Source organism: Halomonas sp. CH40, from assembly GCA_041875495.1.
Classification (GTDB): Bacteria; Pseudomonadota; Gammaproteobacteria; order Pseudomonadales; family Halomonadaceae; genus Vreelandella.
The window spans coordinates 1,951,911-1,975,491 of record CP112982.1; the positions used below are offsets into that span (position 1 = coordinate 1,951,911).

The window sequence follows — 23,581 nt, forward strand, 5'->3', positions numbered from 1 at the left end:
GTTTGAACAGGAACAGCGCAAAAACCTAACAATCCGTCATTTGAACAGTAGCCTATGTGGGCTAAGTGTTAACTGATGAAACACTTTGCTAGAGTGATAGAAAATAATACTGAGCTTCAACACGCTGACAGACACCGCTATTGGTTTCACTCGGGGAAGAAAGATTATGCAATTACGCAACTTACTACCCAGCATACTGATGAGCATTCTGACTGCTCCGCTGCTTTGGGCTGAGGACCGTGCAACTGAAGACAGCGCGCCTGAACCGTCTGAGCAGACCTTATCTGCACCTTCCGGCCCCGTGTTATTAACCATCAGAGGAGAGATTCAACATACCAACGCCGAGGGCGGCGCTCAGTTTGATGAAAAGATGCTAGCGACCCTTGAGACCCACACACTGGAAACCACCACCTCGGTGACCGATGGCGTCAATCAGTTTGAAGGCTTTCTGATGCGTGACCTGCTTGATTGGGTGGGTGCCGAAGGCGAGCAAGTGATTGCCACAGCGCTCAATGACTATATCGTTGAAATCCCTCTGGAAGATTTTTATCAATACGACGTGCTGGCCGCCACCCATATGGATGGCGAAGCGCTGACTCCCCGAGATAAGGGGCCACTGTGGATTGTTTACCCGCGGGATGATCACAGCGAGCTTCAGGATATCCGCTATGATTACCGCTGGGTATGGCAGCTAAACGGCTTGCAGGTCGAGTAATGTCACTGACCCCCAAGGCTCGTATCTACTGGTTGCCGCTGGCCGCCATTGGGCTGTTTTTTATACTCCTGTTCTTCTCCCTGCTACGCCTATCAGAAGTTGAAAAGGCTATGCGCAACAATGTGGATGAGAACATGCTGTGGGTGATTACCCAGGCCCAGGTGGCTGGCCACCGTTTTCAGGAAGCCATACACCGCCATGCCATGGATGACCCGGCTGCCCAGCCTCAGCAACGCCTGGATGTCCTTTTCAGCCGTTTAACCCTGATGGATGACGGGCCCCAGCGCCGTTATATCCGCGCTCTGGGGCTAGAGCCCCTGCTTGATGAAAGCCTGGAACATCTGGCGCAGCTGGATACGCTGCTAAATGATAAGCCGGAACAGCAAAACGCAGCAGATGCACTTTACCCGGCGATTCAGCCCCTGCTTGCCAAGCTTAACCGTATGGCCAATGCCATCATGGTGGCGGAATGGGAATCCACCGGTGAACGGCTGGATGCCTACCGCGACAGCCTGCTGCAGGTGATCTATTCCGCCATTGGCATCCTGGTGACCGGCATACTGCTGGCGTTGTTACTGCTTTGGGCACTCACCAAGCGCCGCCAAGCCCAGGAAGCGCTGACTGAACACCTTGATCATCTGGAAGAGGTTGTCAGCGCTCGCACCCAAGAGCTGGAGGATGAGCGACGACGCCTGGCGGATTCGATCAATACCGCCCCTGATGGCTTTGCCGCCTTTGCTGCCAATGGTCAGTTACAGCTGGTGAATGCTCAACTGGATAAACTGATGCCTCAATCGCAGCAGATATTTACCCCGGCACAGCCGCTACAAGAGGTCTTACCCAGGCTATGCAACGCCTGCGCCAGCCATTCAGGCAGCCTGGATGCCGATCAACCCAGTTCACAATGCGATATGGAGCTAAGCGGCGGCGAGTGGCGCCAGGTCACTCTGCGCCAGACACAGACAGGCGGGCATGTGATGCGGGTGGCGGATATTACCCCCTACAAAAAAGCCGCCATTGCTCTGGAAAACGCCCTGGAGCGCGAACGCGGCGTCAGCGATTTCTACCGCAGCTTTGCTGCCATGGTGTCTCATCAGTTTCGCACCTCGCTGGCCGTGATTGACTCCGGCCTGCAGCGCCTGATGCGGCGCCATAAGGGGTTTACAGCGCCAGAACGGGAAGAACGCTATCAGCGTCTGCGCGAGACGGTCATGCATATGACCAAGCTGGTGGATGCGTCGCTGTTAACGGCACGCCTCGATGCTGGCCAGATCAACAGCCATCGCCAACGCCATGATCTGATCAGTCTGGTTCATAGCCTCTGCCATCTGCATCACGCCCAGCACGACGACGACCCGCCACCTATCCGTATCATGGTGCTGCCAGCCGGATTACCTCACCTGACGGCATGCTGCGATAAAGCGCTCACCGAACAGATCATCGACAACCTGCTGACCAATGCGCACAAATACGCCTTGCCCACTACGCCCATCGAGATTGAGCTTTCCCAGGATGCCCAATGGGCTTACTGTCGTATCCGTAATCAGGGTGGCGTGATTCAGGCGAGCGAGCAGTCAAAAATCTTTGAACGCTTCTATCGTGCCGCCAACAGTGGGCAACAGCAGGGCCTGGGGCTTGGGCTGAACATTGCCCGCACCCTGGCGCGCATTCAGCAAGGCGAGCTGGAACTCATCAGCTCCAGCGCTGAAGCCACTGTCTTCCAACTGCGTTTACCCCGCGCAGAAGCGGATCATTTACTCGGATATGACAAGGGTGCAGAACACGATGCAACGCAATGAACCAGCGCCTCTGGTGCTGTGTGCTGAAGATCACCACGAATTACGCCGTGACCTCTGCGACGAGCTACGTGAAGCTGGCTACCGGGTGATTGAAGCCAGCGATGGCGAAGAGGCCCTGGCCCACCTCAAGGCGATGCCGGATATCATTCTGTGTGATATCACCATGCCCCGCCTGAACGGTTATAGCCTGCTTGAGCGGGTACGCAGTGATTTTCCACAGCTGGCAGACACGCCATTTATTTTTCTGACCGCCCTCTCCCAGCGTTATGACGTCATCGAAGGCAAACGCCTGGGCGCTGATGATTATCTGGTCAAACCGATTGACTATGATTTGCTGCTCGTCACCCTGGAAGCGCGCCTGCGCCAGGTGAACCGCATGCGTGCCAAAAGCACTGAGGAACTTGACCATTTACGCCAGGGTATTCATCACCTGCGCACTGAAAGCAGCCAAAACGCCTTTGAAGCGGCCAAGAGTGCCTTGGATATGATGGCGGTGGGCGTTGTACTGCTGAATGACCAAAGCCAGCCTTTGCTGACCAACCGTGCCGCCCTGCGCCTTAACCTGGGCCAGGCGCCCTTCCATCAGGTACCCAGCCTTGAAAGCCTGAGTGACGCCACCAGCCGCCAACTCCACCAGGCTGTTCGCGAAGGCATCCATGCCAACCATCAACACAAGGAACACACTCGCTGTCTGCGCCTTTCGCGCTTGGGTGAGCATGGGATCAAGCAAGGCGTGACAGAGCAAGCAGTGACAGAGAATAGCGACTTGATGGTATTTATCAGCTCGCTGGCCAACGGGGCTGACACCTCTCAGATCCCGGCGGTGGCCGTCATGTTGATCGACCCGGCCCAACGGGTGCAGTTACCCGAACCTCTACTGGCTGAGCTGTTCGGTTTCACCCCTACGGAAACCAGCATCGCCATGCGCCTGGCAGACGGTCAACGCAAGGAAGATATCGCCGAACAGATGGAGATATCCACCACCACGGTGGCCTTCCACCTGCGTAACCTGTTCCAGAAAACCGATACCCGGCGTCAGGCGGAACTGATAGCCGTGATTCTGGCGGGCTCGATCAGCCTGGATATTCAAGCATAAACAGACTGAAGCAATAGAAGGCTAGACGGCTCAGCTTTGAGTCTTATCCGCCTCTTTCAACACCCTGGCCAAGCCATCATGTACCGCTGGCGTGGTAACCAGCAGATGCTCACCGCAAAGATCGAGGGGTACGCCTTCTGGCACCGGGTAGAGGTGATCAACAGTCGCCCCGGCTTCCCGGGCAATCACCCAGCCACCGACGAAATCCCAGGGCGAGACACTTTCGTAATAGGCATCCAGCCTTCCGCAGGCGACATCACACAAGTCCAACGCGGCAGACCCGTTACGGCGGATATCCTGGCAGTGGGTCAACACCGCGCCAAAGCGTTTTAATAGCGCCACGCGAGCGTCTTTCTGATAGGGAAAACCGGTGCCTACCAGAGTACGCTCAAGCGCGGTTTCACCACTGGGCTGAATCGGTTTGCCGTTACAGCTTGCCCCAAACCCTTCGGCGGCGGCAAAGGTTTCACCCAGAAACGGCGCGTGAACCACCCCGATCTTGCCCACGCCATTTTCCAGCCAGCCAATCGACACCGCCACATGGTGCTGGCCCTGAGCAAAATTGACCGTGCCATCAATCGGGTCAATCACCCACAACGCCGGCGCCTTAACCGCCTGAGCCTGCTGCGGGGAAAGCTCTTCAGATAAACGCATCTCACCGGGAAACGCCTCTTCCAACCGCTGGCCAATCAGTTTATCGACCGCCACATCCACATCCGTCACCAGCTCATTACCGCCTTTCATGCTGCGGCTGAAGGTCTGATCCTCACGGGCTTTGAGAATCATTCGCCCGGCTTCCTCGGCAATGGCAATAGCGGTGGTGAGGCGCTTTTCTAGATCCATATTCGCCATGAACGCTGTCCATCCTTCTTCAATTGATCAATGTAAAAATCATCGCCAGCCTGTCAGATCCCAGCGGTATTCTCCATCACTTTCATCTTCATCATCATCATCATCCGGTGGAAAAGGTGGATCAACCTCGTCACAGTAATCCCAAGCATCCTTGGTATCATCATCAAGCAAGTTGAAGGCAGTATTCAAGACTCCTACGTCATAGAGGAAATTATTGCTACCACCACCATTAAAATTGATATCGGGTGAAGTAAACGTTAAAGAAGCTGGAGAATAGGGGGCGACCAACAGAGCTCCATTGAAATCATCACCTCCTCCACCACCTTGAGAATAATTTCCCAGCACAATAATCAAACCATCGTAGGAGGGGTTTCCTGATGAATTATAATTCCCGTTTACCACAAGGACACCAGCACCGTTGAGATTATTCCCTGTCAAATTGCCATCGATAAACCAGATTTCTTCATCACCTGCCGTACCAAAGGGATTTTTTTTGTTACCTCTTGCGTTCCCTTTAACTTCATGATTTCCAGCAATAAGCGTAGCAGAAGAACGAACCCGACTGATAAAATTATCGAAATTGGCAGCACGGTTACCGCTGTCGAAAAGCCCCGCGGGTATTCCTTCATGAATATTTTCGTTCGCTGCATTAGCGTATGAATAGCGTGCACCTTCACCGGCAGCAACAGTGATGTCTGGCACGACGTCATTACCATTAAATTCGGCATTTGAAGAAGGTAAATCCAAATTTCCAGCGGTGCCAACGACCGTCAACGGCGACAGCTCGGAAAAACTGCACCATTCACCAGTTGAAGGCACTTCATCAGGGATATAATCAAATGCATCGGCCAAATCACGGTCATAAACCAAATCACCATCACCGCTAACCTCAATTTCTCTTGCTCTCACGCTGCCCAGAAAATCGGCACCTGAGTTAATACTAACACCTGTAAAAGGCGCATATACATTGGCAACTACACGGTTGCTACTGGTGAAGTTTACGTCAAATTTGTTACTTTCATAGGATGAAAAAATTGAGAATGTCGGTCTTCCAGAATTGCTGATAGAGAGACTATCAGACATATCAACATTACTACCCAAGTTAACTTCACCACCTACAAATAACGTCAGGCTACTGTCATCTGCTATATTCAAACCTTGCCCACCACCAGAACTAGTAAAATCACCGTCAACGACCAGAACAACATCACCACCTTCGACGTGAAGTGTAGGGCTTTCTGCCAGATTTAAAGAACTTATACGGTAGACAGAAGAGGAACTACCCATAAAAGTATTTTCTTGGGGCTGGGAAAATTCTACCCAAGTGTCTATCTCATCAGATCGATCAAAACGCTCAATTGAGGACGGAGTAAAACGCCATTCAACATTGGGCCATACACCAACATTAATTTCACCTTGGCTTTCCAGGTCAGATTGGTAGCGACTCATTTCTTCAGTAAGAGTACTGCCATCAAAAACAAAATTATCACAGTCAGTAGTCGGCACAGGATTTATTGATATGGAGCTATCAGGATAAAAACTATCCCTGAAAGCTTCATCAATATGATCAGCAGGGTTGTCCCTCTCACTTGAAGTAATACTCCCTCCTGCCGTGATACCTTGGCCGACAGATGCGTCAAAATTCTGAAACGCCACATTCCCTTCCGCTCTGACACGACCGCCGACACGTGAGCTAGTCTGAAACACGATGTCATCAAGGCTATCAAGATTACCCTGAATACCACCTCCCCCTGCATTAAGAAATGCATTACCGTTAGCAAGTACATCACCTAATATATTTGACGACCCATTCAAGGCAATCATTCCATTAACCGCTACATTGCCATAAACTTGCTCATTATCCCCTAAACTGAGGTCTGCGTTGTCTTGGGTAGTCTGTACCAGTGAAAAATCATCGCCGGAAGGCAAGCTGTGTACGCCACTCCATTGCCCCATCGAGGAACGGTAGCTGCTGATACTACTGCCACCTGAAATATCGACACCTTGACAACCAACGATCGCTGATTGAAATGGTGAAGAAGAACTATCAGCGGAAGAGGAAAATATTCGAGTAAACTCTAGAGTTGATTCAGATCTTGCATTGCCACGTGCACCGATATCTCGCGTGGTAATTTCAACTGTACTGTCACTTGTTTGGTTCAGTTCAATTTCCAGCTGGCCGAGCATTTCGTCCATTCTTTCATCAACGTTTGCCTTTTGTTCATCCGTGAGTTCTGCATAGTTTATGGGTTTCCATTCATCACGAAACTTATTAGCAATCTGCTCCAACGCAGTTCGTGCATTTGCAGGTAGAGAGGAAGCCTCATCGCTTGAATTAAGCTTGAACGCTTGACCGGACACATCAGCTTCACCATCAAGCACAGCATTCAGCAAATCTTCCATAGATGCACGATACTGCTGATTGGTGAGCGATGCGGCTAATGTCTCAGTATCTGAAAAAGAACGGACAACAACTCTAAAGTTACCAGATAATCGCTCATCCACGATGGCTGACTGCATACCACTCATACCGATCATGGCGGTACCTGCCAAAAGGGATAAAACCACTACCAGTGCGACACCCTGTTGCTTTTTCATGCCACTTCCTCTTCATAGATACTTTTACTTCAAACGCATCATGGCTGGCGTTCCATTACATGAAAGCTAACCTCTTCATATTCAGGCCCTCCATCTTGAGGGTCCAGCCTAGGTAACTTCAACGTAAAAAAATTACAGCCGAATATATCATCACACTGCCCTGTGTCATCTGCATCAAAATAACTACACCCATCTTCATCTTTATATAATCCACCTACCAATAATTTACTATTTCGCATCAATTCACATGTATCGCTATTAACCGCTGGCATTAGTTTAAACACACTGGCAGGCTGGTCTTTTTCCCTAATTTCTCGAATCATTGTATTAACGACAAAAACCACGATTTCCTGATTTCTACTGACGTGTGTCACAGCCTGATAACTATTAAAAGAACTTAAAAAAAGTTGACCAGCCCCTAGAGTTACTAGTAAGCCAATTGCCAGAGCAACTAACAACTCTACTAGACTAAAACCACGATGACGCATCATGATTCCTCATTTTCAGCAGCCTCACCTGACCATACATTCAACACTTCAAATGTATAAATCAAAGGCTCTGGATTTTGGTCACCCTCTGCAGGTAGTACGATCTGAATTTTAAACTGACAATCACCTTCTTCTAGCGTTATATCGGTATCAGTGTCTGATATATTTCGAAGAGGGTTTTCCACAGCATCAGAAAACCACTGCGTTTTCCAGCTTTCTTTCTCATCTGTAGGATCTATTTCACAGTCATCAGCCGCAGCCCGAAGCTTCCATATACGTTGTTGAGCATCCATTGCAGCTACAGACACCAAAGCATTCTGGTAACCACTCACTGCACTATGCAAGGCATTAATTTGCAATGCAGCAGCGCCCAGCAAGCCAATGGAAAGCACCACCAGAGCAACCAAAGCCTCAATCAGACTGAAACCACTTTGCCTAACCTTCACGACGTACCCCTCCTGCCGGCGAAATAGTAACCACCTCAGTTTTATCGTCACCCAACCGGGAATGGTTTAGTTCTAACTGGCAATCACTGGTGCTACAGCTTTCCATAGCGCCTAAAGAGTTAAAAACAACCTGTGAGATGCCTGTTAATGTAACGGCTTGTTGGCGGCCATTCGCCACACGTAGGGTTTCACTTGGGCTACCAAAAGAAACTCCGATATTCCAGGTATCACCACTGCTATCAATATCGACAGTGACATCAGCGCGCCGCTTTATCGCTTCACTGCGGGCAAAGCTGAGTACCGACACCACCTCATTGAGATCACTGCGCAGCTGCTGGCGGGCCAGAAAGCCGGAAAATGGCGGTGCTACCAACGCTGCCAGAATGCCTGCCACCGCCAGCGCTATTAGCAGCTCCAGCAGGGTGAAGCCTTTTACGCGGTGCTGTGGGGCAGTGAACTGCAGCAACGGGTGCCTCCAAGCAAATATTAAATGAATATTTATATTTAGGCATATTAACAGGGATTTTGAAAGAGAAAGACGCGCCGGAACGGCCCGTTAAAAGGGGAATTAGGAATATCGCGAGAGCTAGGGCTACCCCACCATTACTTGTTACGTAACAGGCAAGATTTAATTCTCTGACAGCAAGGGTTCTGGCGCAGAGGTTACTTTCGAACAGCCTTTCAGCTCGATATCAAAGGTGTGTTCGCAGCGCCATTCGCCGCTGGAAGCACGGGTGAGAGTTACTTTCCCCAAATCTTCTCTATCAGCAGTGATGGTAGCGGTTTCGTCTTCAGTGACAACTTTAACAGCCATGCCAGCGCCCACAGTGCCCACCGTTGAGCCTACACCCAATATCTGTGCTTCTATTGGCGATTGAAGCGCTTTGGCGCCTGATAAGGCGGCATTAGCATGGGTTCGTAGCTGATAATTTTGATACTTCGGCAGGGCAATAGCCGAGATAATGCCTATCACCGCTATCACTACTAGCACTTCAATCAAGGTGAAACCGTCTTCATTGGGCTGCATGGCTGTAACCAAAGTATGATTTTATGCAAAATAAAAATTTACTTTATGTTACACCCCATAGTATTTTTTACAAGGCCGAGAATGGTCTTTATAAGTAAAAATATATACTAATGTAGCATATATTTTTAAGTGAATTCTTTTAACGACACCTTTGATCTTTTAAAGCATATTTCCTAATAAAGAAAGCTGCCTTGCCAGGCGACCCTGTAACTAAAAAAATCCCACGCAAAAGCGTGGGAACAATAATTAACCACAATACAATTATTCAGTACTGTAATTAACTTTCTGGAAAATCTACTGTAATGCCATCGCGTGCAGTTTCGACACCTGTAATAGAGATTGGTGTTTCAAGGAATTCATCTGGCCTAGGTATCTCACCAGTACAAGCGGAAAACTCGAAATTAAGAGTAGTCCAGGCACTTCCTATTTCGGTTGCATCTGCATCAGCTTCTAGAGTAGCAATAGTACCAACGGCGTCTTCTGCAGCGACAAGGTTTCTCGCAGATGCTAATTCTGCACGGCAAGCTTGCTCTGCAGCATTATCCAAATAATCATTATACTGCGGCACACCCACCGCCGCCAGGATGCCGATTATGGCGACCACTATCAGCAGCTCAATCAGCGTGAAGCCGCTTTGGCGCTGACGGCGGATGTTACGAATTTGTGTCTTTTGCATAGTGCGTTCTCCTGGCTCCATGGGGATGCGGAGCGTCTAGTATTAACAATTGTTACATTAACTGAGATGCGCTAATGTTTCAAATGCTTTCCTTCCTTGTATCGGCCAAAAGTACCCGAACTTGAGCCGGGTGCGGTAGCCTCTTCGAGTATGGTACAAAAGACTTAATTACGCCTCTTTTGATGGAACCCTCATGAGTCAGCAGCATCAGGAATCAACTCTTAGCCATGCGGCCGCGCGGGGTGGCCTGCGGGGTATCGCCCAGCGTCTGGTCAAGCATGGCCTGCTGAGCAACGGCCAGGCGATTAACGCCGAAGCGGCAGCCGTCAGCCAGGATATTTCCATCCTGCGCCATGTGATTGATAACGGCCTGGTGAAACCCAACGATGCCGCCACTGCCGCTGGCTGGGAATACGGCCTGCCAGTGATCGACCTGGATGCGGTGCGCATCAGCTCGCTACCCCCGGTCGCGGATTACCCGGTGCGCATGTTGCGCCAGCTAACCGTGTTGCCGTTAATGCGCCACGGCCACCGCCTCACGGTGGCCGTGCCCTACCCCGCCACCCTGACCGAGCTGGATGAGCTTCAGTTTGCCACCGGTTTCAGCGTTGAAGGGGTACTGGCGCCGATTGATCAATTAAGAGGCGCGCTGGAAGATTATCTGGCCCAGAACGAAGCCAGCATGATGGACGAGCTGGACGGCGTGGATGATGCCGTCTCCGCGCTGAATTTTTCCCAGGCTGACGACCCTGCCGATGTGCCTCTGGATGAACTGGACGTTGAAAGTGACGACGCTCCTATCGTTAAGTTCGTTAACAAAATATTGCTGGATGCGATTCGCCGCGGCGCCTCGGATATTCACTTCGAGCCCTATGAATCCCAGTTTCGGGTACGCTTTCGGGTAGACGGCATGCTGATCGAGATCGCCCGGCCGCCCTTCACCATGCGCAACCGGATTGCTGCGCGTTTGAAGATTATGGCCCGTATGGATATCTCCGAGCGCCGCCTGCCCCAGGATGGCGCCATGAAACTGCAGCTCTCCCGCTCCCGCGCGCTGGATTTCCGGGTGAATACCCTGCCGACGGTCTATGGCGAAAAAATTGTCATGCGCCTGCTCGATCCGGCGGCGGCACAAATGGGTATTGACCACCTGGGCTTTACTGAAACCCAGCGCCAGTATTACGAAAAAGCCCTGGAACAGCCCCAAGGCATTATTCTGGTCACTGGGCCGACGGGTAGCGGTAAAACCGTTTCTCTATATACGGGCATTAATATCCTCAACCAGACCAAGCGCAATATCTGTACCGCTGAAGACCCGGTGGAAATAAAGGTACCGGGCATCAACCAAGTGAATGTGCTGCCCAAGATAGGGCTGGACTTTGCCCATGCGCTGCGCGCGTTTCTGCGCCAGGACCCAGATGTCATCATGGTCGGCGAGATACGTGACCTGGAAACCGCCGATATTGCCATCAAGGCCTCCCAGACAGGCCATCTGGTGCTGTCCACGGTACATACCAACTCCGCCGCCGAAACCTTGACGCGCCTTTCCAATATGGGGGTGACTGCCTTTAATATAGCCAGCGCCGTCAGCCTGATTATTGCCCAGCGCCTGGCGCGCAAATTATGCAACAACTGCAAGACACCTATCGAGATTCCTGAACAGGCGCTACGCCATGAAGGCTTCAGTGATGAACAGATTGCCAAGGCAACGCTTTACACCGCTAATGGCTGTAAGCAGTGTACCCAGGGCTACAAAGGTCGTACCGGTATTTATGAGGTGGTGCCTATTAATGATGCCTTGAGTGAGCTGATCATGCGCGATGCCAACTCGATAGATATTGACCGCCAGATGCGCCTGGAAGGTCATTTCAACCTGCGCACCAGCGGGTTGATGAAGGTCATGGATGGCATCACCAGCCTTGAAGAAATTAACCGCATCACGCGTGAATAACGTAAAGAGACAACGCCATGGCGACCAAAAAGAAAGCCCGCCCAGAAATTCAGCTCTACCGCTTCAAGTGGCAGGGGGCGGATCAGTCTGGCCGTAAGCTGAGCGGTGAGGTGGTCAGCCGAAGCCAGGCCGCCGTGCAGGATGAGCTGCAAAAACACAAGATCACCGTCAAGCGAGTGCGCAAGAAGGGCTCGCTTTCAGGCCGGGGCCGGGTTAACGCCAAGGATATCACCGTCTTTACCCGCCAGATGGCGACCATGATCCGCGCTGGCATCCCCATGCTGCAATCTCTTGAAGTGGTCTCGGAAAGCGTCAAAAAGCCCAGCATGGTTCGGCTATTGCAGGATCTGGCCAATGACGTGTCATCCGGGTCGAGCTTTTCCGAGGCGCTGCGACGCCATCCGCGCCAATTTGACCGCCTGTTCGTCAACCTGGTTGATGCCGGTGAGCAGTCAGGCTCCCTTGACCAGATGCTGGATCGCGTCGCCAGCTACAAAGAGAAGGTTGAATCCCTCAAGGGCCGGGTCAAGAAAGCCTTATGGTACCCGGCTGCTGTGCTGCTGGTCGGCCTTGGGGTAACGTCATTGCTGCTGGTCAAGGTGGTGCCTGAATTTGAAAGCATGTTCGCAGGTTTTGGCGGCGAACTGCCCGCCATGACCCAGATGACTATCCGCCTGTCTGAGGCCGCCCAGGCTTACTGGCTGCATGCGCTTGGGTCACTGGTGGGGGGGATTTACCTGCTGCGCATGGCCATGCGCCGTTCCGCCAAGGTGACCTATCGGGTTCACGCCATGATGCTGGGAATGCCGATTCTTGGCGATATTCTGCATAAATCCGCCGTCTCGCGCTTTACCCGCACGGTGGCTACCACCTACTCCGCTGGGGTGCCCTTGATAGAGGGGCTTTCCACTGCGGCAGGGGCAACCGGCAATGCTGTCTATGAGCGCGCCGTGGAGCAGGTGCGTCATGATGTCGCCACCGGCCAGCCACTGCACTTTGCCATGCGTATGACCAACCAGTTTCCGGCGCTGGCGATTCAGATGGTCAGCATCGGTGAGGAATCCGGCGCCCTGGATGCCATGCTCAGCCGGGTGGCGGATTATTTCGAGGAAGAAGTTGATAACAAGGTAGATGCCTTGACGTCACTGATGGAACCGTTGGTCATCGTGGTGCTGGGCGTTCTCGTTGGCGGTGTGATTGTCTCCATGTACCTGCCGATTTTCGAGATCGGGACGGCGCTTTAGTGGTGAGTCGTGAATTCAATGTTTGAAAATTCAACAGGAGAGTTATGGAATCTTCTTGGTTTATCTGGCTGCTGGTGCTGATGGTTGGGCTGTGTGTGGGCAGCTTTGTGAATGTGGTGATTACGCGCTTGCCAGTGATGCTGATGCAGCAGTGGCGCAGCGAGGCGCTGGCGGCACTTGAGCAGCCTGAAGAAGTGCAGGAGCGCTTCAACCTGGCGTGGCCGGGTTCCATCTGCCCTGCCTGCCGCACACCAATTAAATGGCACGATAACCTACCGCTGATTGGCTGGCTGAAACGTCGTGGGCGCTGCGCGGCCTGTCATGGACGCATCAGCCCGCAGTATCCGCTGGTCGAGCTGGCAGGCGGAATCATTGCGCTGGCGACAGTGGCGCTGTTCGGGCTTACCTGGCAGGCGCTGTTTATTGCCGCTGCCTGCTATACCCTGCTGGCCATGGCGGTGATTGACCTGCGCACGCAGTTACTGCCGGATAACCTGACGCTGCCGCTTTTATGGGCTGGTTTACTTTACCAACTGCTTTTCCAGCCCTTGATGCTGCCCGCAGCCGTGATCGGCGCCATGGCAGGTTATCTGGTGCTGTGGAGTGTTTACTGGCTGTTCAAACTGGTTACCGGCAAGGAGGGCATGGGCTATGGCGATTTCAAACTGCTCGCCGCCCTGGGTGCCTGGGTCGGCTGGCAAACCCTGCCGCTGGTGTTGATTATTTCTGCCGGAATAGGCGCCCTCTTCGGTATTACTTGGCAGCTTATGCGTAAAGACCAGCGCGGGTTGCCAATGCCTTTCGGGCCTTTTCTGGCGCTTGGCGGCTGGGTCGCCCTGCTGATGGGCGATACTCTGATAGCGCTTTACCTGACCGCTGTGGGTGTTTGAAAGGAGACATAGCAATGATTGTTGGCTTAACCGGCGGTATCGGTTCAGGGAAATCCACCGTGGCCCGCGCCTTTGCTGAGCTGGGAGTTCCCTGGGTGGATGCCGACGACGTGGCACGAGAAATCGTTGCCCCGGGCGAACCTGCCCTGGAGGTTATTTACAAGCGCCATGGCGACGCCGTCATCAACGCGGATGGCAGCCTGAACCGGGCGGCTCTGCGTGAGATTATTTTCAACCACCCGGAAGAGCGTACCTGGCTGGAAAACGTGACTCACCCCAGGGTACGTGAACGCTTGCTTGAGCATCTAGAGCGCCTGTCACAGCAAGGCGCGCCCTATGTGCTGCTGGTATCACCGCTGCTGTTCGAATCCGGCCAGCAGGCGCTGGTGGATATCACTGCGGTGGTGGATATCCCTGAGTCGCTGCAGTTAAGCCGCACCCTGGCCCGGGATGGGGTGAGCGAACAACAAGTGCATGCTATTCTTGGCGCCCAGATGCCGCGTACCGAACGCTTGGCACGGGCAGATGAAGTGATAGAGAACCACCGTGACCAGACGTATATGCGTGAGCAGGTCGCGGCGCTGGATGCCAAATGGCGCCAGGCGGTCTCATCAACTGACACATGACACTTTCCCAACCGAGCCTTGTAATGCAAAAAGCTGCCAATGATGCCCCTCTTGAAGTCGCCTGCCCACAGTGTGCGCGTAAAGTTGTCTGGTCGACTGAAAATACCTATCGCCCTTTCTGCAGCAAGCGCTGCCAACTGATTGACCTGGGCGCCTGGGCTGATGAGTCGCACCGTATTGGCGGCGAGTCCGCCATGGATGAAGCCGACCTGGATACGCTGCTGCAACAGGCAGACCGTGACACACCTCTCAGCTGAAGAAGCCGCCCAATGTCGATAAACGACAACATCAATGCTCAAACCCCGCTTGATTACCAGCTGCGCCACGCCTTGGATCAGGCCTTTGATCACCTGATTGAAGCGCTTGAGCAAGTGGTGAGCTGTTTCCAACAGGGCCCTCAGGCGGTCTGGCGATTTGATGGTTCTTCTGGCAGTGGCTCATCCGCCAGCCTGGATGACAACACCGCCTGGCTGCGCCGTGCCTTGCTGGATATGTGGCATGAGCACGGCCAGGACGGGCGCGAAACGCGCAACTATATCGGCCTGATTGCTGCTGATGACACCCTGCTGGCGGCAGTCGATGAAGCCAATCTCGCCAAAGCCAACATCGCGGCCTGCCTGCAACGTATCAAGGAGCAGTCAGCCAGCCTGCTGGGCGAAGCCAAGGCGCAACTGCCCAGACGCCACCCGGATGTTGAACAGGTGCTGGAAAAGACCGGCCTGGCCCGGCTGCACCTGAAACAGTGCTGGCGCAAGCTACCCGTGGCTGAAGCGCCAGTATCAAGGGTGCGCTTTGCCTGGTACAGCAGCGGGCGTTCCATCAAGAAACTAAGCGTACGCGAAGCCGAGCAGAAGCTGCTGGCCTTTGATAATGAGGCGGATCATATTCGCATTCAGCTGCGAAAGCTGGCAGGCATACCCAGTGGCGAAGTGCTTGCCCAGGTGCAGGCACAGGCGCCTTTGATGCGCGCCAACCTGTTTTTTACTGAGCCCCTGGAGGATGGGCATACGCGAAGAGCCTTAAATGCTGCCATGCCGATTTTTGTGCCTAGCAGCGATGGCCGCCTGCCGCATACCAATCATCCGCCACCAACACCGCCAGAAACCCGCACACGGGCACGGCGCCGCGATGAAAAACTGGAAAGCGATGTCTTCTTACCCAGCCTGAGAGTTTTCCGTTATCGTTAAGCACGCTTGCTGACAGGCAACGGATCTTTTGCCGCATTCGGCGCACGGTCTAATGGCCACTGCCCCAGGTCAACCAGCGTATAAATAACGTCCAGTAATTCTTCAGAGCTCAACGGCGCTGTGCTCAACAGGGCTTCCAGGCGCAACCTGAACTCTTCCGCTTGCTGTTCTTCAAAAGAGGGGCGCTGCGCTTCTTGCAGTTTGCGTTCATCATCTTCAAGTGTTGCCAATGAACGAACCGGCGGGCCAGTCGGAATATTCAGCTTGTTATTTGGGTCTTCCAGTTCACGAAGAGCCTTGGCAAAGGCATCATCAAGATCACGGAACTGACGCAACTTATCACGCTCATCAAGAGGCTTATGTGGTTTCTGGTATTTCATTAGACTTCCATCTTTGCCCTCACCGTCGTGACGATTTATCAGACAGGCACTGTTCGGGCTTGAGATGCACGGTAAATGCAATACGATTATTGCAGTACGATTGTTAAGATACGGATCTTAAAAAACATAAAACATGCTGGCAATTTCGGGTTGGTTGCCAGCATCTTGCCTACATGCGTGTTCTGCCTTGTGGGCCCACCACAGAAGTGACGTTGCAACTTATTATGATTTTGTGAGGGCGCATGGTGCTGTGTGTTTGACTTTGCATGCAGCGAATCATATAGAAGCAGTGCATTCACAATAGTCAGGTAGCAAGATAGCCAATATGCTCAGAGTAATCAACGCCGCCAGAATAATCAATACGCCTATATCATACGGTATTGGCAGGACGAACAATATGCCTGTTTTAAAAACCCGACACCGTGTGTCGATATCGGGTTTTTATCATGCCGCTGAAAGCCTTCAGTCTTCCATGCGATCTAACCAGGATTCTACTGTTTCATCGCCATACTGATCTTTCCAGGCGCGCAGACCCTTATGGTTACCACCGCGAGTTTCAATCACTTCACCGGTGTGGGGGTTCTTGTAGACTTTCAGGCGGCGCTTACGACGGCCATCCGTGCTTTTAAGCGGCTTGCTGCCGCGCTGATCGGCATTGGGGTCAAGCAGCGCGATGACATCTGCAGCCGACTTTTCGAACTCTTCCATCAAGGCTTCCAGCTTTTCCTTGAAAGCCAGTTCATTTTTCAGGCGCTGATCGTTCTCAAGACGATTCAGGTCTTCCTGCAGCTGCTTTAATTGCTGCTCTTTCAGAATGTATTCGTTTAATAGGGACATATTAGGGGATCCTTTTGATATAAAAACGTCTTGCCAGTAATTCTTGCCAGTAACACCAGGCAGCAATGAAGCCTTGGTTATCCACCGCGCAGTTGCGTTTGTGATACCAGGCCTGCAGGGCAAGAGAACAAGCTGCTTGCGACCTGCTCACTGACCAACTTCACAGTATGCTGTCAGCCCCTGGCAACCGGATATAACCTTCTATACGGTGCGCTCTTCACAGAAGCGGGAATTAACCTTTCATATTTCTGGCGTTGCTACTATCTGGATTCTGATCATTAACGTCAAATAATTAACGTCAAGCCATTAGTCTCAGGCCATTACAGCCAGATCATTGAAGCCAGGCAAATAAGGTCAAACCGATAAAGCCAGGCTGTTAAGACCCAAACATCAGATCTTAGCCGTGAACTTTCACTTCTTATTGTTCGAGTACCGAAAACTGATTGAGTTCATTAACTCAACTGACAATAGTTTAACCTATTTCAGCCAATTGCAAAGGGGATCTGGTTAAATATGTCGACCTGATTAATCAAATAAGCAATATTTAACCCGCTTTCCCATCACTTTGCAGTGTTAGCCAATCCTCACCAAGTCAATAATAAGCAAAATATAAATTCAAAAACATCAAGTTAGCGACACAAACCTATGCTCCAAAAGGTGGCTTAACAAGGCTGGCAATAGCTGACACCGGAAGAGTAAACAAAAATAAATGCTGGCTGATAAACATCTAAAGATCAGGGCAGACTATCATGCGACAGGCAGACAGACGAAAAAACGCCGCCCGTTAAGGCGGCGTTTTGGATACCCTGAAGGGGTATTGTCAGGCCAAGACGCTTAGTCTTGTCCTCCACCCATCTGCTGCTTGATGAGATCACCGATCGTGGTCGGGCCGCCGGCAGTTTCCGGCTCCTGATCACGGATCTTCTTCAGGTTCTGACGAGTATCATCCTGCTCTTTCGCTTTAATCGACAGATTGATCTGACGGCTCTTGCGATCGACATTGATGATACGCGCTTCAACGCTGTCGCCTTCATTCAGCACGTTGCGCGCGTCTTCGACGCGATCAGCGCTGATTTCAGACGCCTTGAGCACGGCAATAACGTCTGTTGCCAGCTCAACGTGCGCTTCCTTGGCGTCAACTTCAACAATGCGGCCTGTTACGATGCTGCCCTTGTCGTTGACGGCTAGGTATTCAGCAACCGGATCGGAATCCATCTGCTTGATACCCAGGGAGATGCGCTCGCGCTCAGGGTCAATCGACAGGATAACGGCTTCGGCTTCATCGCCTTTCTTGAAGTTACGAACCGCTTCTTCGCCAGTCTCTGTCCAGGAGATGTCGGACAGGTGAACCAGGCCATCGATGCCGCCTTCCAGACCAATGAAGATACCGAAATCGGTGATCGACTTGATGGTACCGGAAACACGGTCGCCCTTGTTGTGCTCCGCGTTGAAGGTTTCCCACGGATTGGCAGTACACTGCTTGACACCCAGGGAGATACGACGACGCTCTTCATCGATATCGAGAATCATGACGTCAACATCGTCACCGACCTGAACAACCTTGGACGGATGGATGTTCTTGTTGGTCCAGTCCATTTCAGAGACGTGAACCAGACCTTCGACACCTTCTTCCAGCTCGGCAAAGCAGCCGTAGTCGGTAAGATTGGTGACAACGGCGTGCACCTTGGTGCCTTCCGGGTAACGATCCTTGATGTTGACCCAGGGATCTTCGCCCAACTGCTTAAGACCCAGCGATACGCGGTTGCGTTCGCGGTCAAATTTCAGCACCTTAACGTTGATCTCGTCGCCAACGGCCACGATTTCAGACGGATGCTTGATACGCTTCCACGCCATATCAGTGATGTGCAGCAGGCCGTCAACGCCACCCAGATCAACAAAGGCACCGTAATCGGTAAGGTTCTTGACGATACCCTTGATCTGCTGACCTTCCTGAAGCGTGGCCAGCAGTGCTTCGCGCTCGGCGCTGTTCTCGGCTTCGAGAACGGCACGGCGGGAAACCACCACGTTGTTGCGCTTGGGATCGAGCTTGATAACCTTGAAGTCCAGTTCTTTGTTCTCCAGGTGCGCGGTATCGCGAACCGGACGAACGTCAACCAGAGAGCCAGGCAGGAAGGCACGGATAGAATCAACTTCAACAGTGAAGCCGCCCTTGACCTTACCGTTGATCACGCCCTTGATGATTTCTTCTTTCTCGAAGGCCGCTTCCAGAATCTTCCACGCTTCAGCGCGTTTCGCCTTCTCGCGAGACAGACGTGTCTCACCAAAGCCATCTTCTACCGCTTCCAGTGCAACGTGAACGTCATCGCCGATAGCGATATTCAGTTCACCGTTTTCATCACGGAATTGCGCAGCGGGGATCTGGCCTTCGGATTTCAGACCTGCGTTAACGGTAACCCAGTCACCGTCAATGTCGACAACCTGGGCGGCGACAATGGCGCCGGGTTCCATATTGATGTCGTTAAGAGACTGTTCAAACAGTTCAGCAAAGCTTTCGCTCATGGTGTTCCTACGTGATCAACGTTGTTGAGGCAGTTGTGCCTTCTCCGCACCACCAGCAAGTGCGGGCCTAATGTCATTCTACTCTTGAGGGCGTTAACACTGGTTAGGCCTGACGGGGCTTTCCATTTGGGGTTACTGCCCTGCCACGTCATGACGCCGCATCAAGAGCGCCGCAAGGGAGAATCAAGCGCCGGGGGCAAGGCCTCGCTGGGCCAGCCAGTCGGTCAGTTGTTCAACCACTTCCGGTATACTCAGGCGCGTGGTATCAAGCAAGACAGCATCATCTGCTGGCTTGAGAGGGGCCACACTGCGCTGCGTGTCGCGTGCATCGCGTGCCTGAATCTCCTTTAAAAGACTCGAGAGATTAGCATCCACGCCGGCTTCCTGCAACTGCAGATGGCGTCTGCGCGCCCGTTCCTCGGCAGATGCGGTCAGAAAGACTTTAAGCGGAGCCTCGGGAAATACCACTGTTCCCATGTCGCGCCCGTCAGCCACCAGCCCTGGTGGCTGGCAGAAATCCCGCTGACGTTGCAGCAGGGCCGTGCGCACGCCGGGAATGGCCGCCACCCTGGATGCCCACTCGCCGACCTGCTCATTGCGGATCGCCTGACCTACGTTCTCGCCTTCCAGCACGGTCAGTGGCTGGCCCTGCTCTATCGGGAAGCTGACATCCAGCGCCTTGGCAAGTTCGGCCAAGCGGGCTTCATCATCCAATGCAACCGCATGCTTGTTGGCGGCGAAAGCGGTCAGCCGATAAAGCGCGCCGCTATCCAGCAGGTGCCAGCCCAGACGTTCGGCCATCAGGCAGCTTATAGTGCCCTTACCCGCACCGCCGGGGCCATCAATGGCCAGAACCGGAGCTGAATCATTCATGCTCGCCCTCCACGCTCAGCGTCATGCCGATGCGGGTGGCCAGTTCAATAAAGTTGGGGAAAGACGTCGCCACATTGGCGCAGTCATCAATCACAATTTCATCGCTGGCGCGCAGGGCGGCAATGGCAAAGGCCATGGCGATACGGTGATCCCCCAGGCTGTTGATGCGCCCACCGGCATAGCTGGCAGTGCCCGCATCACCGTTGCCGATAATATCAATGCCGTCCTCGACCACCGTATGTTCAACGCCCAGCACCGCCAGGCCGTCGGCCATGGCCTGGATACGATCAGATTCCTTGACCCGTAGCTCTTCAGCGCCGCGCAGTCGGGTAGTGCCCTCGGCATTGGCTGCGGCAATAAACAGCGCCGGGAATTCATCAATCGCCAGGGGCACCTGATCCACCGGAATATCGATACCTTTCAAAGGCGCATAGCGAATACGGATATCCGCCACCGGCTCACCGCCCACTTCCGCCTGGTTGCCAAGTTCAAGGTTAGCGCCCATCTGCTTGAGGATATTGATCACGCCGATACGCGTCGGGTTGATACCCACGTGTTCAAGGGTGATATCCGACCCTGGCGTAATCGCTGCCGCCACCAGAAAGAAGGTGGCTGAGGAAATATCTGAAGGCACGTCAATCGGCCCAGCGGTCAACTGGCCGCCGCCTTCCAGCCAGCAGGTATCACCCTCTCGCTCCACCGGGTAGCCAAAACCATTCAGCATGCGCTCGGTGTGGTCGCGGGTCGGTGCAGGTTCGCGCACCCGGGTTTCGCCTTCAGCGTACAGGCCAGCCAGCAGCAGGCAGGATTTGACCTGAGCGCTGGCCATCGGCATCAGGTAATTGATGCCCTTGAGGGTTGCGCCGCCGCTGATTTTTAGCGGTGGGCGCCCGCCCTCAGCGGTATCAATTGTCGCGCCCATCTTGCGCAAGGGGTCGGCCACCCGGCTCATGGGGCGTTTGGTCAAGGAGCCATCGCCGGTCAGTTCGCTATCGAATGCCTGCCCGGCCAGCAAACCGGCAAACAGGCGCATGGCCGTGCCTGAGTTACCCACATAAAGCGGCCCGGAAGGCGCCTTCAGGCCATGCATGCCGACCCCATGAATGGTCACATTGCCCTGCTGCGGCCCTTCAATGGCCACTCCCATTTCACGAAATGCCTGCAGAGTAGCCAGGCTGTCTTCGCCTTCAAGAAAGCCTTTTACTTCGGTAACGCCCTGCGCCAGCGCTCCCAGCATAATGGAGCGGTGGGAAATGGACTTGTCACCCGGAACGCGCAGCTGCCCTTGGGCGCTGCCACCCGGGCGCACTCGATACGTCACTTGACCTTGTGGTTGCATGTGATATTCCGCTTGATAGCTGGTTTTATTAAGTAGTGATTCAAAATAGTGTCGGGCGTGGCTGGCGCGATCAAAGGTGGCCAGCATGGCGTCGCTATCGCCTATTGCGACAGCGTTACGCAGGCGTTTCAGGCCGGCTTCAAAGTCATCCAGCGAGGACAGTACCGCTTCGCGATTGGCGATAAAAATATCCCGCCACATTACCGGGTCGCTACCCGCAATCCGGGTGAAGTCGCGAAAGCCGCCTGCTGCATAGCGGAAGATATCCAGCCGCTGATCCTGGCGGGCCAGGGTATCCACCAGCGAGAATGCCAGCAAATGCGGCAGATGACTGGTTCTTGCCAGCACCTGATCATGGCGCTCCACGTCCATCTCAATCACCTCGGCGCCGCAGGCCTGCCACAGCTGACGGGTGCGCTTGAGCGCATCGGCGTCGACGTTGGCTTCCGGGGTGAGGATGACCTTGTGGTCAACATAAAGATTTGGATTTGCAGCGGCGACGCCGCTTTTTTCCGAGCCTGCTATCGGGTGACCCAGCACCAGGGTGCTGGGCAAGTGCCCGAATACCTGCTGGGCGCAATCACGAATAGCGGCCTTGGTGCTGCCCACATCGGTGAACACGACCTTTGAGAAATCTGTCAGCGTGTCGGCCAGTTCGCGCATGACGCTTTCCATGGCCAATACCGGAACCGCCAGCACAATCATGGATGCCTGAGGGGCTAGCTCTGACAGGCAACTGCCCCCGGCGTCAATCAGGCCCATCTCAATGCCGCGCTGCACTTCCCCATCGTCCGGGTCGCAGGCAATGATTGTCTGGTTGAATCCTCCCTGACGCAGCGCCGCTGCCAGTGAACCGCCAATCAGCCCCAACCCCACAATCAGAATACAGGGCTCGTTAAGTTGACTAGCGTCCAGGCGGCGTTGCTCCGGTTTTGTTACCGTCACAGCACACCCTGGGGATAGGATCCCAACACTTTAAGATCTGCCGCCCGCAAGCGCACTTCTTCAAGCATGGCGGCCACCTGAGGTTCAGCGTGGTGACCCTTGAAATCAATAAAGAATACGTAGTTCCACACCCCGGAGCGCGCCGGACGGGTCTCCAGGCGCGTCATATCAATCTGGTGACGATGAAAAGGCTCCAGCAAGTCATGCAGGGCGCCCGGCTGGTTGCGCATTGCTACCACCAGCGAGGTTTTGTCATCGCCGGACATGGGCACATCCTGACTGCCGATGATCAGAAAGCGGGTGGAATTATCCGGGCGATCCTCGATTTTTTCAGCAATCCGCTCAAGGCCATAGAGCTTGCCAGCCATATCACCGGCAATCGCTGCGCTGTGCCATTCTGTCTTGACCAGTTTGGCGGCTTCGGCATTGGAGGCTACCGGCACCCGTTCGGCATGGGGAAAATGCGCGTCCAGCCATTTCCGGCATTGCGCAAAGGACTGAGGATGCGAATAGATTCGGGATACCTTGTCGCGACGGGTATTCTCGCTGACCAGCAGATGATGGTGAATGCGCAGCACCACCTCACCGCAGATGTTGATCGACGACTCCATGAATGTATCCAGGGTGTGGTTAACCACCCCTTCCGTGGAGTTCTCGACCGGCACTACGCCATAGTTGACGGCACCGGCTTCCACTTCACGGAACACTTCGTCTATGGCCGCCATGGGCAGGCTGACGGCACTCTCGCCGAAATGCTTGAGCGCCGCCTGCTGGGTGAAGGTGCCCTCCGGCCCCAGATAAGCCACCTTGATGGGTTGCTCAAGCGCCAGGCAGGCGGACATGATCTCACGGAACAGCCGCGCCATTTCTTCATCGTCCAGCGGGCCATCGTTCAGCGCCATAATACGCCGCAGCACCTGGGCTTCACGCTCGGGGCGATAGAAGACAGTGGTAGGGTCATCAGCGAGCTTGACATCAGCCACCTGCTTGGCGCAGCTGGCCCGCTCACTGATCAGCCGCAATATATCGCTATCAAGTTGATCAATACGCTGGCGCAGGGTTTCCAGCTTGACGGAGGTATCGCTCATCAAT

21 protein-coding genes and 1 pseudogene are annotated in these 23,581 nt (G+C 53.6%); 9 read left to right on the top strand and 13 right to left on the bottom strand.

Features of this window, described 5'->3' with window-relative positions; all coding sequences use genetic code 11:
• Positions 1-166 precede the first annotated feature (166 nt).
• Genes OR573_09035 through OR573_09045 form a run of 3 tightly spaced genes read left to right on the top strand, consistent with a single transcriptional unit; the run spans position 167 to position 3,610 of the window.
• The gene (locus tag OR573_09035; GenBank protein ID XGA78670.1) at positions 167-715 is read left to right on the top strand and encodes a molybdopterin-dependent oxidoreductase; all 549 of its coding nucleotides are present in this window, start codon (positions 167-169) and stop codon (positions 713-715) included.
• On the top strand, positions 715-2,514 hold the full coding sequence (locus OR573_09040; GenBank protein ID XGA78671.1) for a HAMP domain-containing sensor histidine kinase: 1,800 nt from the start codon (positions 715-717) through the stop codon (positions 2,512-2,514). Before OR573_09035 ends, OR573_09040 begins: the two co-directional genes overlap by 1 nt.
• Positions 2,501-3,610: a response regulator gene (locus tag OR573_09045; GenBank protein XGA78672.1), complete on the top strand. Its 1,110-nt coding sequence runs from the start codon at positions 2,501-2,503 to the stop codon at positions 3,608-3,610. Before OR573_09040 ends, OR573_09045 begins: the two co-directional genes overlap by 14 nt.
• A 30-nt stretch (positions 3,611-3,640) precedes the next feature.
• Here OR573_09045 and OR573_09050 read toward each other — a convergent pair whose 3' ends face one another.
• The 7 genes and pseudogenes from OR573_09050 to OR573_09080 form a co-directional block, all read right to left on the bottom strand.
• Entirely contained in the window at positions 3,641-4,462 is an 822-nt protein-coding gene (locus OR573_09050; protein XGA78673.1) for an inositol monophosphatase family protein, read from the bottom strand.
• Between the two features lie 39 nt (positions 4,463-4,501).
• Entirely contained in the window at positions 4,502-7,060 is a 2,559-nt protein-coding gene (locus OR573_09055) for a hypothetical protein (protein ID XGA78674.1), read from the bottom strand.
• A gap of 38 nt (positions 7,061-7,098) precedes the next feature.
• Positions 7,099-7,551: a prepilin-type N-terminal cleavage/methylation domain-containing protein gene (locus OR573_09060; GenBank protein XGA78675.1), complete on the bottom strand. Its 453-nt coding sequence runs from the start codon at positions 7,549-7,551 to the stop codon at positions 7,099-7,101.
• On the bottom strand, positions 7,548-7,994 hold the full coding sequence (locus tag OR573_09065) for a prepilin-type N-terminal cleavage/methylation domain-containing protein (protein ID XGA78676.1): 447 nt from the start codon (positions 7,992-7,994) through the stop codon (positions 7,548-7,550). The genes OR573_09060 and OR573_09065 overlap by 4 nt, the downstream gene beginning before the upstream one ends.
• Positions 7,984-8,460 (bottom strand): GspH/FimT family pseudopilin, encoded by a 477-nt coding sequence (locus OR573_09070; protein ID XGA78677.1) that lies wholly within the window; start codon positions 8,458-8,460, stop codon positions 7,984-7,986. Before OR573_09070 ends, OR573_09065 begins: the two co-directional genes overlap by 11 nt.
• Before the next feature lie 162 nt (positions 8,461-8,622).
• On the bottom strand, positions 8,623-9,021 hold the full coding sequence (locus tag OR573_09075) for a prepilin-type N-terminal cleavage/methylation domain-containing protein (protein ID XGA78678.1): 399 nt from the start codon (positions 9,019-9,021) through the stop codon (positions 8,623-8,625).
• A 556-nt stretch (positions 9,022-9,577) separates the two neighbouring features.
• Positions 9,578-9,697 (bottom strand): annotated as a pseudogene (locus OR573_09080) (prepilin-type N-terminal cleavage/methylation domain-containing protein).
• 193 nt (positions 9,698-9,890) lie between these two features.
• Between OR573_09080 and pilB the strand changes: the two are divergent.
• Genes pilB through OR573_09110 form a run of 6 tightly spaced genes read left to right on the top strand, consistent with a single transcriptional unit; the run spans position 9,891 to position 15,595 of the window.
• Complete coding sequence (pilB, locus tag OR573_09085; GenBank protein XGA78679.1) at positions 9,891-11,648, top strand: type IV-A pilus assembly ATPase PilB; 1,758 nt, start codon at positions 9,891-9,893, stop codon at positions 11,646-11,648.
• 17 nt (positions 11,649-11,665) lie between these two features.
• A complete protein-coding gene (locus OR573_09090) occupies positions 11,666-12,892 on the top strand; it encodes a type II secretion system F family protein (GenBank protein ID XGA78680.1) in 1,227 nt (408 codons plus the stop codon).
• A 44-nt stretch (positions 12,893-12,936) separates the two neighbouring features.
• A complete protein-coding gene (locus tag OR573_09095; GenBank protein XGA78681.1) occupies positions 12,937-13,782 on the top strand; it encodes an A24 family peptidase in 846 nt (281 codons plus the stop codon).
• Positions 13,783-13,796: 14 nt separating this feature from the next.
• Entirely contained in the window at positions 13,797-14,408 is a 612-nt protein-coding gene (coaE, locus tag OR573_09100) for a dephospho-CoA kinase (protein ID XGA78682.1), read from the top strand.
• A gap of 23 nt (positions 14,409-14,431) precedes the next feature.
• Entirely contained in the window at positions 14,432-14,665 is a 234-nt protein-coding gene (gene yacG, locus OR573_09105) for a DNA gyrase inhibitor YacG (protein XGA78683.1), read from the top strand.
• 12 nt (positions 14,666-14,677) lie between these two features.
• Positions 14,678-15,595 (top strand): DNA replication terminus site-binding protein, encoded by a 918-nt coding sequence (locus OR573_09110; protein ID XGA78684.1) that lies wholly within the window; start codon positions 14,678-14,680, stop codon positions 15,593-15,595.
• Here the strand turns inward: OR573_09110 and OR573_09115 are convergent.
• The 6 genes from OR573_09115 to pheA form a co-directional block, all read right to left on the bottom strand.
• Positions 15,592-15,975, bottom strand: a complete 384-nt coding sequence (locus OR573_09115; GenBank protein ID XGA78685.1) for a hypothetical protein — start codon at positions 15,973-15,975, stop codon at positions 15,592-15,594. The genes OR573_09110 and OR573_09115 overlap by 4 nt on opposite strands.
• 462 nt (positions 15,976-16,437) lie before the next feature.
• Entirely contained in the window at positions 16,438-16,812 is a 375-nt protein-coding gene (locus OR573_09120; protein XGA78686.1) for a DNA binding protein, read from the bottom strand.
• A gap of 834 nt (positions 16,813-17,646) precedes the next feature.
• A complete protein-coding gene (gene rpsA / locus OR573_09125; GenBank protein ID XGA78687.1) occupies positions 17,647-19,332 on the bottom strand; it encodes a 30S ribosomal protein S1 in 1,686 nt (561 codons plus the stop codon).
• Between the two features lie 183 nt (positions 19,333-19,515).
• Entirely contained in the window at positions 19,516-20,205 is a 690-nt protein-coding gene (gene cmk / locus OR573_09130; protein XGA78688.1) for a (d)CMP kinase, read from the bottom strand.
• Positions 20,198-22,489 (bottom strand): bifunctional prephenate dehydrogenase/3-phosphoshikimate 1-carboxyvinyltransferase, encoded by a 2,292-nt coding sequence (locus tag OR573_09135; protein ID XGA78689.1) that lies wholly within the window; start codon positions 22,487-22,489, stop codon positions 20,198-20,200. The genes cmk and OR573_09135 overlap by 8 nt, the downstream gene beginning before the upstream one ends.
• On the bottom strand, positions 22,486-23,577 hold the full coding sequence (gene pheA / locus OR573_09140) for a prephenate dehydratase (protein ID XGA78690.1): 1,092 nt from the start codon (positions 23,575-23,577) through the stop codon (positions 22,486-22,488). Before pheA ends, OR573_09135 begins: the two co-directional genes overlap by 4 nt.
• Positions 23,578-23,581: the final 4 nt, after the last annotated feature.

What these genes read in the sequence shown, in the direction of transcription:
- OR573_09035 (XGA78670.1), top strand. Translation starts at nt 167, where the DNA reads ATGCAATTACGCAACTTACTACCCAGCATACTGATGAGCATTCTGACT.
- OR573_09095 (XGA78681.1), top strand. Translation starts at nt 12,937, where the DNA reads ATGGAATCTTCTTGGTTTATCTGGCTGCTGGTGCTGATGGTTGGGCTG.
- OR573_09110 (XGA78684.1), top strand. Translation starts at nt 14,678, where the DNA reads ATGTCGATAAACGACAACATCAATGCTCAAACCCCGCTTGATTACCAG.
- OR573_09055 (XGA78674.1), bottom strand. Translation starts at nt 7,060, where the DNA reads ATGAAAAAGCAACAGGGTGTCGCACTGGTAGTGGTTTTATCCCTTTTG.
- coaE (XGA78682.1), top strand. Translation starts at nt 13,797, where the DNA reads ATGATTGTTGGCTTAACCGGCGGTATCGGTTCAGGGAAATCCACCGTG.
- cmk (XGA78688.1), bottom strand. Translation starts at nt 20,205, where the DNA reads ATGAATGATTCAGCTCCGGTTCTGGCCATTGATGGCCCCGGCGGTGCG.
- OR573_09045 (XGA78672.1), top strand. Translation starts at nt 2,501, where the DNA reads ATGCAACGCAATGAACCAGCGCCTCTGGTGCTGTGTGCTGAAGATCAC.
- OR573_09120 (XGA78686.1), bottom strand. Translation starts at nt 16,812, where the DNA reads ATGTCCCTATTAAACGAATACATTCTGAAAGAGCAGCAATTAAAGCAG.
- OR573_09115 (XGA78685.1), bottom strand. Translation starts at nt 15,975, where the DNA reads ATGAAATACCAGAAACCACATAAGCCTCTTGATGAGCGTGATAAGTTG.
- OR573_09050 (XGA78673.1), bottom strand. Translation starts at nt 4,462, where the DNA reads ATGGCGAATATGGATCTAGAAAAGCGCCTCACCACCGCTATTGCCATT.
- OR573_09075 (XGA78678.1), bottom strand. Translation starts at nt 9,021, where the DNA reads ATGCAGCCCAATGAAGACGGTTTCACCTTGATTGAAGTGCTAGTAGTG.
- OR573_09040 (XGA78671.1), top strand. Translation starts at nt 715, where the DNA reads ATGTCACTGACCCCCAAGGCTCGTATCTACTGGTTGCCGCTGGCCGCC.
- OR573_09060 (XGA78675.1), bottom strand. Translation starts at nt 7,551, where the DNA reads ATGATGCGTCATCGTGGTTTTAGTCTAGTAGAGTTGTTAGTTGCTCTG.
- rpsA (XGA78687.1), bottom strand. Translation starts at nt 19,332, where the DNA reads ATGAGCGAAAGCTTTGCTGAACTGTTTGAACAGTCTCTTAACGACATC.
- yacG (XGA78683.1), top strand. Translation starts at nt 14,432, where the DNA reads ATGCAAAAAGCTGCCAATGATGCCCCTCTTGAAGTCGCCTGCCCACAG.
- pheA (XGA78690.1), bottom strand. Translation starts at nt 23,577, where the DNA reads ATGAGCGATACCTCCGTCAAGCTGGAAACCCTGCGCCAGCGTATTGAT.
- pilB (XGA78679.1), top strand. Translation starts at nt 9,891, where the DNA reads ATGAGTCAGCAGCATCAGGAATCAACTCTTAGCCATGCGGCCGCGCGG.
- OR573_09090 (XGA78680.1), top strand. Translation starts at nt 11,666, where the DNA reads ATGGCGACCAAAAAGAAAGCCCGCCCAGAAATTCAGCTCTACCGCTTC.